General features: G+C 35.8%; 10 protein-coding genes. 5 read left to right on the top strand and 5 right to left on the bottom strand.

All coding sequences use genetic code 11. The features are described 5' to 3' along the window. The first annotated feature begins 60 nt into the window (after positions 1-60). From LX80_RS03325 to LX80_RS03305, 5 genes are all read left to right on the top strand, one after another. Positions 61-2172 (top strand): PspC domain-containing protein, encoded by a 2112-nt coding sequence (locus LX80_RS03325; protein ID WP_111293641.1) that lies wholly within the window; start codon positions 61-63, stop codon positions 2170-2172. A 137-nt stretch (positions 2173-2309) separates the two neighbouring features. Then, positions 2310-3401 (top strand): glycine cleavage system aminomethyltransferase GcvT, encoded by a 1092-nt coding sequence (gene gcvT, locus LX80_RS03320; protein ID WP_111293640.1) that lies wholly within the window; start codon positions 2310-2312, stop codon positions 3399-3401. A gap of 85 nt (positions 3402-3486) precedes the next feature. Beyond that, positions 3487-3915 carry a septal ring lytic transglycosylase RlpA family protein gene (locus LX80_RS14610; RefSeq protein ID WP_111293639.1) on the top strand — a complete coding sequence of 143 codons (429 nt, stop codon included), beginning with the start codon at positions 3487-3489 and terminating at the stop codon, positions 3913-3915. A gap of 109 nt (positions 3916-4024) precedes the next feature. Next, on the top strand, positions 4025-4747 hold the full coding sequence (locus tag LX80_RS03310; protein ID WP_111293638.1) for a 2-phosphosulfolactate phosphatase: 723 nt from the start codon (positions 4025-4027) through the stop codon (positions 4745-4747). Between the two features lie 152 nt (positions 4748-4899). Next, positions 4900-8691, top strand: coding sequence for a DEAD/DEAH box helicase (locus tag LX80_RS03305; protein WP_111293637.1), 3792 nt, complete (start codon positions 4900-4902; stop codon positions 8689-8691). Positions 8692-8792: 101 nt separating this feature from the next. Here the strand turns inward: LX80_RS03305 and LX80_RS03300 are convergent, their stop codons facing one another. From LX80_RS03300 to LX80_RS03280, 5 genes are all read right to left on the bottom strand, one after another. Then, positions 8793-9206 carry a hypothetical protein gene (locus LX80_RS03300; RefSeq protein ID WP_111293636.1) on the bottom strand — a complete coding sequence of 138 codons (414 nt, stop codon included), beginning with the start codon at positions 9204-9206 and terminating at the stop codon, positions 8793-8795. A 321-nt stretch (positions 9207-9527) separates the two neighbouring features. Continuing rightward, positions 9528-10532: a GTPase ObgE gene (gene obgE, locus LX80_RS03295; RefSeq protein WP_111293635.1), complete on the bottom strand. Its 1005-nt coding sequence runs from the start codon at positions 10530-10532 to the stop codon at positions 9528-9530. A gap of 42 nt (positions 10533-10574) precedes the next feature. Then, complete coding sequence (locus tag LX80_RS03290; protein ID WP_111293634.1) at positions 10575-11180, bottom strand: acyltransferase; 606 nt, start codon at positions 11178-11180, stop codon at positions 10575-10577. Further along, positions 11177-11596 carry a hydroxyphenylacetyl-CoA thioesterase PaaI gene (gene paaI, locus LX80_RS03285; protein WP_111293633.1) on the bottom strand — a complete coding sequence of 140 codons (420 nt, stop codon included), beginning with the start codon at positions 11594-11596 and terminating at the stop codon, positions 11177-11179. Before paaI ends, LX80_RS03290 begins: the two co-directional genes overlap by 4 nt. A gap of 10 nt (positions 11597-11606) precedes the next feature. Then, entirely contained in the window at positions 11607-12380 is a 774-nt protein-coding gene (locus LX80_RS03280; RefSeq protein ID WP_111293632.1) for an enoyl-CoA hydratase-related protein, read from the bottom strand. Between the last annotated feature and the right edge of the window lie 7 nt (positions 12381-12387).

Here is a 12387-nt window from a genome sequence, read left to right as displayed (position 1 = left end):
AACCTAGGGTATCTATTGCCCTATAGGCAGGTTATGTGCAGCCATTTAAAACATTAAACCATGAAAAAGGTAATCAACATTAATTTTCAGGGAAGAATTATTCCCATTGAAGAATCGGCTTACGATACCTTACAGCAATATATAGACAGCCTGCGTTTGTATTTTGCACACGAAGAAGGGCGCGATGAAATAATTAATGATATTGAAGGAAGAATTGCCGAATTGTTTGCCGAATTATTGCAAAAAGGCAACACCTGCATAACCGACGAGGCCGTTGAAGGTGTTATAAGCAGCATGGGAAGGCCACAGGATTTTGATGCAGAAGGGATAAACAGCGGTGAACAAACTGCTTCCGACAACACAGCCATTCCAAATGCGGAACACACCAGTGGCAACCGCCTGTTTCGTGATGAAAACAATAAAATTATTGGCGGAGTTTGTAGTGGCGTAGCCAATTATTTAAATATTGACCCCCTTATTATCCGCATTCTTGCCGCTGTATTTATTGGGGTAACTTTTATTCCGTATTTAATTTTATGGATTGCAGTACCCAGCTCCGCATCGAAAACCATTGGTGCCACCCGAAAAAAATTGTACCGTGACCCTGATGACAAAATAATTGCAGGTGTATGCAGCGGTTTAGCCAAATATTTCGGCATCAATGTTTGGATTCCAAGGGTATTGTTTATTCTGCCTTTTATATCATTTGCCTTTCGCCACTGGCATTGGGGATTGTTCGACTTTCCTTCTTTCATCAATATTTCTTTTAGTCCGGGTGCACTGGTAATTTATATCATACTATGGATAGTGTTACCTGAAGCTACTACTGCCGCAGAAAAATTAGAATTACGAGGCGAAAAGGTAGATGTTGAAAGCATAAAAAATACCATAAAAAGCGACTTAGAGGGGTTTAAAGATCGTGCACAAAAGATGAAGAGTGACATTAAAAGTCGTGCCGAGGAAATTGGAAAAAATGTGAGCGATAAAGGCCAGGAAATTGGAAAAGATGTAGGGAATATTGCCCGTAAATCAGGCAAAGGTTTGGGTGATGTGATTGTACTACTGTTTAAAATTTTTGCTTACTTTATTATTGGTGTAGTAGTTTTTGCCATAGTGGTTACACTGTTTGCATTAGGCATTGCTTTCACCGGATTAATGCCGATAAAAGACTACATTTTAGAAAGTGGTTGGCAAAACCTATTTGCATGGGGTACCTTGTTATTCTTTATTTGGGTGCCGGTAATAGGCATAGTAACTTATGTTATTCGCAAAATTGCCAACATTAAAGGCAATAAAAACATCATCCGGTACAGCTTCATTGCATTATGGATAATAGGTTGGGTTTGTTTTATGGGATTAATTGTATCACTTCGCAATGATTTCAAGTATAGAAACAATCCAATTGAGCAATCGGTAAACATTGCACAACCCAAGAACGGATATTTAGAAATAGTACGTGGCAGCGAAACCAAGTTTTACAATAATCGTCATTGGTTCAATCTCGATCCCTTTAATGGTGTAGATGCGGATAGTGTGTTTGTAAAAAATGTAAACATTCGTATTATACAAGCTACTAATGATAGTTTTTATGCAACAGTTGTAAAATTGGCTAATGGGTCAAGTAAAATAAATGCCAACATCAATGCCGATGCCATTCCTTTTCAAATAAACCAAAATGGTTCTACCCTTCAATTTAATAATGGTATTGCCATTAACCCCAATAACAAATTCAGGAACCAACATTTAATTGTAACCATTGCCGTACCTGTAGGTAAAAAAATAAAAATTACTGCCAAAAACAGGTATTTTGATGGTGCGGATAATGTGTACATTGGCTTTGATGACAATTGGAACTGGCAATGGAATGATGACGCCGCCTACAGCTGGAATTATAATACGACTTATTTAATGACAAAAGACGGTTTAAAAGCACTTGATAATGATGATGCAACAGAGAATGACCAACCCAATCAAAGTCAACCACAACCCTCTTTAAAGCAACAACAAAAAACAAATGATTCTTTAAATAATTCCAATAAAAAAGATAGTGGCCATTACCACTATACACCCGAAACACCACAAAAGTCAAAGGTTACAGCAACATCAAACGACTCGTCCGACATGCTGCAACCCAATGTAACAGATTTATTGCGTACACGCTTTGCAATATAAAACAGGTTGAAGTTGGGAAATACCCCTGTGCCCGCTGCTGTTCACAGCAGGGGCACTTTTTTTTAATAAGAAGGCGATGTAATTATTTTTTTCACCATGCCTACAACACTTACTTTTGTTGCCAACAAAAATGCAACATGAAGAATACACCTTTTACACAATTTCACATAGCACTGGGTGCAAAAATGGCCGAATTTGCAGGTTACAATATGCCCATTAGCTACAGCGGCATTAATGATGAACACCAAACAGTTAGAACCAATGCCGGTATATTTGATGTTAGCCACATGGGCGAATTCATTATTAAAGGACCGCAAGCCTTACCCCTTATACAACAAGTTACAACAAATGATGCTTCTAAGTTAACGAAGGGAAAAGCACAGTATAGTTGTTTAACCAATGAACAAGGCGGTATTGTTGATGATTTAATTGTGTATTGTTTAGAAGAAAATAAAGCTTACATGTTGGTGGTAAATGCTGCCAACATTGAAAAAGATTGGAACTGGATTGCCAATTTTAATAAAGACTTTGGTGCTGAAATGCACAACATTAGCGATAAAACCTGTTTGTTAGCCATTCAAGGACCCAATGCTACCAAAATTTTACAACCACTTGCCGGTGCCGATATTTTAAATTTACCTTACTATAGTTTTATTAAAACAACTTTTGCAGGCATTGACAATGTTTTAATTAGTGCAACCGGCTATACCGGTGCAGGCGGTATTGAAATTTATTTTGAAGATAGTAATGATGCCGCTACTACTATTTGGAATGCCATTTTACAAACAGGTACCCCACAAGGCTTAAAACCCATTGGGCTTGGTGCTCGTGATACTTTGCGTTTAGAAATGGGTTATTGCTTATATGGTAATGATATAGATGACACAACTAGCCCTTTAGAGGCAGGCTTGGGATGGATTACAAAATTTACAAAAGAATTTACCGCCAAATCTATTTTGCATGAACAAAAACAGAATGGCATTCAAAAAAAATTAGTAGGCTTTGAAATGATTGACCGTGGAATACCACGACACAATTATTTAATTAAAAATGAAGCAGGTGAAACCATTGGTCATGTTACCAGTGGCACACAATCACCGTCCTTAAACAAAGGCATTGGCATGGGTTATGTTCAAATTCAACATGCCACATTAGGCAATAACATTTTTATTGAAATAAGGAATAGTTTGGTAAAAGCACAAATTGTAAAAATGCCATTTTTATCCTAAAAAGCATTTAAACATTTTTATTTGAATAGGCAACAAAAGTAATGTTGCCTATTATTTTAATATATTGCCAACAAAAAAAATAATAATGCTAGTATCTGTTAAAAAACCTCACTTCACAAGCAAAGTATTACATAAGTATTTTTTCGTATTTTTAATACTGCTGGCTGCCGCCTGTCATCGCAAAACCATACCGGATAATGCATTAACCGGAAGTGGTCGCATACACACGGAATATGGCTATGCCTCGTATTATGGCGATAAATTTGAAGGAAGAAGAACCGCCAGTGGCGAAGCTTTTCATCAATCATTACTTACTGCTGCACATAAACAGTTGCCTTTTGGAACAAAAGTGCGTGTTACGAATTTAAGCAACCATAAATCTGTAATTGTACGAGTAAATGACAGAGGCCCATTTGTTAGGGGTAGAATTATTGATTTAAGTAAATCGGCTGCAAAAAATATAGACATGATAAATGCCGGTGTTGTTAAAGTAAAAATTGAATATAGAAAATAGTATAATACAACTACCACAAACATTTGCAATTATATTTGCATTTCTTTTTTTCACAACTGCAGTTCAAAGAAGTTGAAAGAAGAGATAGTAGTTAACCAAGTGAAATATTATGAAACTTCCCGCTTTACACACCGTTTTGTCGCCTGCATTATTACATTTATATGATTTGAATAATACGATTGTTGTAATTATTGATGTTTTCAGAGCTACATCAACCATAGCAACCGCTTTGTACAATGGCGCAGAAAAAGTAATTCCGGTTGATAGTGTTGCGCAATGCATAGCCATTGGCAATGCAACCCCTAACAGTATTACCGCCGGCGAACGCGATGGGAAAGTAATTGAAGGATTACAATATGGCAATTCACCCGGCGATTATCCTGCTTCTTTCATAAAAGGAAAAACACTGGTATTAACCACTACCAATGGCACTAAAATGCTACACATGGCCTTAAACAATGGTGCCGCTGAAATTATAACCGGTTCCTTTCCCAATTTATCGGCAGTAGCCAATTATCTTATTCAACAAAAAAAGCAGGTAATATTAGGTTGTTCCGCCTGGAAAGATAAATTTAATTTAGAAGACACTTTGTTTGCAGGAGCCGTTATACAACAAATAGCGCCTCATTTTCATATTCATTGCGATTCCTCATTAATGGCTGCAGAAATGTACGCCATGCATCAAAACAATATGCATCAGTTTATTAGAAAAACCACGCATTGGCATCGCTTGGCAGCTTATGGACTTGAAAAGGATTTGGAATATTGTGTAACACCCGATGTTGCCAACATATTGCCGATCTATAAAAATGGAGCGTTACAAATAGGATAATTTAAGCTTTCTATATTTTCCTTAACAAACATTTCATATTCAGCATTTATTTTTTACCGCAGCCTACGCCATAAATACTTAATTTTGCAAATTGCCCTTTTCGGGAACATCCTGAAAAATCATTTTATCATTTTAGTAGTGTTTGTGTATTTATGGCATTACCGTATTTAATAAAACATATTTACAATAATGGCGCAGAAGAAGTTATTCGTCGTGGGAAAAAAATTCATACTACGGGTAACTTGGAATTAATTGAGCACGATGCATTAATGAATAGCGTTGTATTTAGAGTAAAAGATGACTCGTACGGTACATTTTATAAAGTTTACATACAACATTATAAAGATCCGCAAACACTTTCACTCCGATGCACATGCCCTTACAATCTAACTGAAATTTGCAGGCATAAAGCTGCTGCTTTATTTCAGTTACAGGAAATGATTGACAAAAATATTTTGGGCGAAAAAGAAGTGCATTATAACCAAAAGCATACGGTTGTAAAAATGAAAGCATTAGATATAAAACTAATTAAAATGCTTTCAGGTAATGAAAACTTTTCTTTAGCAGAAGGATTTACACGCTACAACACTGCCAATATTATTGAAGCCAAAGATGAAAAAGTGTTGGCCGAGGTGATAATGGAAGGTGAAAAAATGAATGTGATTCTGCAAAAAAATGAAGAAAGAAATTTTGATACAAGTTGTAATTGTAATAGCGACATGCATCACCCCCTATGCGTGCATAAAACCATTGTATTTTTACAATTACTAAACAATTATGGGCCTAATTATTTTGATACTATTCGAAATTGGGATAAGGAGAAAAATAAATTATTGTCAATCTACGGTTACTCGCTATCAGATGATTTAACCGATAAATTTGAATTTACCTACACCAATGGTAAACCGTTTTTAAAAGTATTAGACCCTTCCATAAAACGCATTAATACAAACATTTCAACTGAAAAACAAGAGGCATTAAACTATAGCACCGAACGTAATTCAGAAAAAGTTGTAGTGGCTGAATCCGATATACCACCCATTACAACCACAATTGAAAAAGCACAACTGAAGTTGGGAACGGTACTTATTTTTAACCAACCACAATATCCCTACTTACAAATAGAAGCCATACAAGGTGAAATTGATGAGCACTTTACTAAGTTTATTAATAAGGTAGAAAAGCTTGACTTAAATAAGTTCGTCAATACAGAACCGTTTTCAGAAGATGACAAAATTTTACTTCAACAACTACGGAAAGTATTACCTGCTGAAGTAAATAAATATTTAACCCGCAATTCACCATTCAGTGGTATATGGGATAATATTATTCAACAACATGGCGACGATTTACCGGAAGAAACCAAACAACTAATCAACGAATATCTTCACCCCAAATACAAAAAGTTATTTGTTGAATTAGCAGAAAGTAATTTCTGCTTTTATCTTCCTTCAGGAAAAACATTTACCACGGCGAATATTGAGCCAACACAATTGGCACAACAAACCTTAATTCCTGAATTTTTTATTCAACAAACTCCCAATGAATACATAGTTGAGTGCTATGCTAAACTGCCAATTGGTCGTGTAGCTATTCAAGAAAATGAAATTAATTCACCTTTTTTATTTGCGCACAATGGCGTGTTTTATAATTGGGATAAACCTGAGGACATTTTATTAATTGAAAAATTTTTACCCGAAGGAAAAATTACAATATCACCTGATAACTGGCAGCAACAGTTAACCCAGTTCATATTGCCATTATCCAAACAATACAATATTCAATTTGGCAATATTCAAAAGAAAGAAATAAGAGATAGTAAACCCGACTGTGCCATTTTATTAAAAGAAAAAGGTGATTATTTATTATTTCAACCCATTTTCACATATCAGGGTTATGAAGTTAAACAAGGCGATAATGATAAAATCATTATTCCAAAAGGCGACAGTATTGTAGTAATTCATAGAAACAAAGAAGCTGAGCATCAATTCATTGAATCTATCCAAAAACTATATTCCCACTTTTTACAATCAGAAAACGGCAATACATTGGCGTTAAAAGGTGCCGATGTATTGAAAAACAATTGGTTCTTTTTATTTATCGATTCACTAAAAGATCGTTCAACCCCAATTTTTGGTTTTGATACACTTAAAAAATTTAGATTTAATACGGCGAAACCTTCTACCAAAATTTACATAAGTTCACACACCGACTGGTTTGATGCAAAAGTTGAAATACAGTTTGGAGAACAAAAAATTACGGTTGCCGATGTAAAAAAAGCATTAGCCAATAAGCAACAATTTGTACAATTAAGCGATGGCACATTGGGTATATTACCTGAAGAATGGCTTAAGAAATATGCTTTATTGTTCAGAATTGGCGAAGGAAAAACCACGAATATAAAACTAAGCAAGTATCATTTTAGTGTAATTGAAGAATTGTATGAACAACGTAATGAAGCCGAATTAACCATACAATTGGAAGAAAAATTTGAAAAATTAAAAGAAAACTTTAGCATACAGCCAATTGCAGCACCGGCTCCTTTACAAAAAATACTGCGCCCCTATCAAGAAAGCGGTTTTCAATGGCTAAATTATTTACACGAAGTTGAATGGGGTGGAATTTTAGCAGATGATATGGGTTTAGGTAAAACCATTCAAGCACTTACGTTTATTTACCATTTAAAACAACAACAAGGTCATTTAAAGGCTTTGGTTATTTGTCCTACTACACTAATGTATAACTGGCAAAATGAAATAAAAAAATTCACACCGGAACTTACTTATTATATTCATCATGGTGGTGCCAGAGATAAAGATTTGTTAGCGGATAACAAATATGATATTATTATAACAACGTATGGCACTTTACGTAGCGACATAAAGCAATTTGTTGACATTAATTTTGATTATGTAATATTAGATGAAAGCCAGGCCATTAAAAACCCAGCGAGTAAAATAACAAAAGCTGCCGGTTTACTGAAGGCTAAAAACAAGCTCTGTTTAAGTGGTACCCCTTTGCAAAACAACACTTTTGACATCTTTGCGCAAATGAACTTTTTGAACCCTGGCATGTTGGGCAGTATAGAATTTTTTAAGCAGGAATTTGCGATTCCCATTGATAAATTCAATGAAAAAGAACAAAAGGAGCATTTACGAAAATTATTATATCCATTTATACTAAGAAGAACAAAGGAGCAAGTAGCAGAAGACTTGCCCGAAAAACAAGAAATTGTTTTATTCTGTGAAATGGGAAGTGAACAACGCAAAATATATGATGCTTACCGCAATGATTACCGTGAAAAAATATTAGGCACTGTTGATGCACAAGGCGTACAAAAATCGCAACTCACCATTTTGCAAGGTTTAATGAAGCTGCGCCAAATTTGTGATAGTCCGGCCATTATAAAAGATGATGAAAAATTCCCCAATGTTTCTGTAAAGTTGGAAGAATTGGGTCGTGAAATTTCAGAAAACATCAGCAATCATAAAGCTTTGGTATTTTCACAGTTTATAGGTATGCTTTCATTGATAAAAGAAAAGCTGAATGAACTGGGAATAGATTATGAATATTTTGATGGAAGCACTTCAGCAGAAGGAAGACAAAAAGCTATTGAGCGTTTTCAAAATGATGAAAATTGCAGGGTGTTCTTAATATCATTAAAAGCAGGTGGTGTGGGTTTAAATTTAACCGCTGCCGATTATGTATATATTGTTGATCCCTGGTGGAATCCGGCCGTTGAACAACAAGCTATTGACAGAACCCACCGCATTGGCCAAACCAAAAACATTTTTGCTTACAGAATGATTTGTACCGATACGGTTGAAGATAAAATATTAACCTTGCAGGAAAGGAAAAGAGCCTTAGCCCGTGATTTGATTACCGATGATGAAAGCTTCGTAAAATCATTAAGCAGAGAAGATCTGGAATACCTATTTAGTTAATGACTCAATCAAGAAAAACAAATCGCTTTAAAATAATCATTTCATTCCATAAAAAAAGCCTGTTCAATTTAGGAACAGGCTTTTTACATTTTTTTGGGTTACTACAGTTGGTTAATTTTTACATCATCTACTAAACGGGTGCGAATAGAAATATCAAATTTCTTTACATCATTGCCGTTTGCGTTGCTTACTACAGCTGTTAATTTTTGATAAGCATTTTTAGGAACACTAAAACGTTTTACAAAATTTTTGTCTTTAAACGAATCGGAATAAATAACATTGCCATTTTCGTCGTAGAAAGTTAAATCAAATCTGCTACCGGTAGGGTTTGCATAGGTTACAGTAAAGTTTACAAAATCTTCACTGCTACCGGTATATTTAATTTGCACTTTGTTATTGTCATTCTCGGTGCTAACGGTGCGAGCATTGGTATTAACCGATAAGAATAAGGCTGCAGCTAATAAGCTACCTGCAAAAAAATTACGTGCTACTTTGTTTAAATTAATTCTTTTCATGTTTTTTGGTTTTAAATGAAACAATAATTTACCGCTGATGCTTTCACATCATTTTTTGTTGTTAAAAAATTGATTTCATTGGACAACCAATCATCTATTGTATTTCATAGTAGGCAAGCGAAGAACGTTGAAGAAAGAATTTAGTAAGGCCTACTGCATTCATTGATTAATACAAAAATACAAAAAAGGTAACCCATGATGCAAAATTTTGGAATATTAATAAAATATTACCAACAAAATGACGAACGTTTGTTTGTTTTTAAAAGAAAAAGCCTAGAAAACTACGTATGAAATAAATTATAATAAATAACGTAATACCCTTTACGCTGAAACAGGTTTATTCAATAATTGCCATAAAGCATCTTTTAACGCCATTAACCCTTCGCCCGTAACAGATGAAATGAAGAGATGTGGAATATTTTTGGGAAGGTGGTTAGCAATTTCTGCTTTCAACTCTTCATCCAGCATATCAGCTTTGCTGATTGCAATCATAAAATCTTTCTGTAACATTTCCGGATTGTAAGCAGAAAGTTCATTCAATAAAATTTGAAATTCGGCGGCATGATCATTACTATCGGCAGGAATAAGAAATAGTAAAACAGCATTTCGTTCAATATGACGTAAAAATCGATGACCTAATCCCTTACCTTCAGCAGCACCTTCAATAATTCCGGGTAAATCGGCAATACAAAAACTTTTACCATCGCGGTAAGCCACCATACCTAACTGTGGCACAAGTGTCGTAAACGCATAATCAGCAATTTTTGGCTTAGCCGCAGTAATAACACTTAATAAAGTAGATTTTCCGGCATTGGGGAAACCTACTAATCCTACATCGGCTAGTACCTTCAATTCAAGGTACTTCCAGCCTTCAGTTCCCGGTTCACCGGGTTGTGCATATTCAGGTGCTTGATTGGTGGGTGTTGCAAAATTGGCATTGCCCAAACCACCACGGCCGCCCCGCAACCAAATAATTTCTTGTTTATCTTCTAATATTTCAGCTTCAATTGCACCTGTAGCTTCATCTTTTGCAATGGTTCCAAGTGGCACTTCAATAATAATATCTTCCCCATCGTGTCCGGTGCAATTATTTTTTGAACCCGGCTCACCATTTTGTGCCAATACATTTTTGTAGTAACGCAAATGCAGTAACGTCCATAAGTTGGCATTTCCGCGTAAAATGATATGACCGCCACGCCCCCCATTACCCCCATCAGGCCCTCCTTTTGCAGTTAATTTATTGCGCATAAAATGGCTGGCACCGGCACCACCGTGGCCACTTCTACAAAAAATACGTATATAGTCTATGAAATTATTATCAGGCACAATTCATTATTAAGTTCAGCGCACAAAGGTAACACAAAGCAGTTATTTACGCGGCTTTGTTTCATTCCATGTTTTATATGCTTGCTCAATGTCATTTATATCGAGTTCTCCTGGCATTTCAGTTAAAGGGTTACAAGGTTCCCAGTACAAGCGCATTTGTTCCGGTAATGCTTGGTATAATGCAGTACCCTCAGTTTTCCACTGAATCATTTCATCACTAACTTCTTTTATTTTTTTGGCGGGATTTCCAACAATCAAACTTCTTGCTTCAAAAATGGTATCCGCTTTAATAAACGTTAAAGCTCCAACAATGCATTCATTGCCTAAAACTACATTATCCATAATAACGGCATTCATGCCAATTAAACAATTTTCGCCAATGGTAGCACCATGAATAATTGCACCATGTCCAATATGAGCATTTTGTTTTAAAGTTACCGTTATACCGGGAAACATATGTATGGTACAATTTTCCTGCACATTGCAACCATCTTCTATCACAATCTTGCCCCAATCACCCCGTATGGCAGCGCCCGGACCAATGTAAACATCTTTACCAATAATAACATTTCCGGTAACAGTAGCCTGCGGATGTACAAATGCCGATGGATGAATAACGGGAATGTATTGCCGAAACTTATAAATCATACCACAACAGGTTTTGTAGTTCTAAAACAAGTGCCCTTAAACAAGGCAATTAAATGATTGTGCTGGTTATAAATTTTAACCAGATACAAGCCTGTGCTTTTACCATTGTGTAACTCGCCTGCCTCAGCAACCAATTGATCGCCTACATGAACCGGTTTTAAAAATTGTATGGAAGTATCTAATGCCAGCGATAGTTGATTTCTGTTATTACAAGCAAATGCAAAGGCACTATCGGCAAAAGAAAATGCTACACCACCATGTACTACGCCTAATCCATTCATCATTTCGGGTCTTACTTTCATGGTTATTTTACTATATCCTTCTTTAATGGCAAGTACCTGAATACCTAACCATTTTGAAAAGGCATCGTTATTAACCATTGCTTGTACAACTGTTTCGGGCGATATATCAGACATAGTATTTGTTTTAATTGCCGGTAAAAATGGGTGTACGTTTTTGTATGAAAGCATTTACCCCCTCTTTAAAATCATTAGTAGCAGCTGCTTTTTGTTGCAATACATCTTCTAGTTCCAATTGCTGATTTAAATTTTGGTGCATGGAAGCTTGTAAAGCCTGTTTTATGTAAGCCAATGCTTGGGTAGGCATGTTAGCTAATTGCTGAACGAATTGTTTAGCAGCATTCTCAAAATCACCTGTTGGAAAAGCTTTATAAATCATGCCCATATTAACAGCTTCTGTTGCTGATACTTTATCACCTAACATCATTAATGCCATTGCTTTTTGGTATCCAATTAGTCGCGGCAAAAAATAAGTGCCACCGCTATCAGGAATTAAACCAATTTTTGAAAATGCTTGTATGAAGGATGCCTGTTCATTTGCAACTACTATATCACAAGCCAAAGCAATATTAGCACCGGCACCTGCGGCAACACCATTTACTGCGGCTACTACAGGTTTTTCCAATTGTTGTATAAGTGTAATGATGGGGTTGAACTGTTCTTTTAAAATTCTATTCATGCCCGGCCCATTGTGGTCAAGCACCTCTTCTAAATCTTGCCCGGCACAGAACCCTTTACCCGCACCGGTAATATATACACAACGAATGTCACTGTTATTGCAGGCATGTAACTTTTCTTGCATTAGCAGTGCCATTGAGCGATTGAAAGCATTTAATTTATCAGGACGATTCAGGGTGATAAATGCAATACCGTTATTTACTTCAAATAAAATTTCGGCCATAAAAGCA

The organism is Hydrotalea sandarakina, assembly GCF_003254115.1.
Classification (GTDB): domain Bacteria; phylum Bacteroidota; class Bacteroidia; order Chitinophagales; family Chitinophagaceae; genus Hydrotalea; species Hydrotalea sandarakina.
This window is presented reverse-complemented; position numbering and strand designations above follow the sequence as displayed.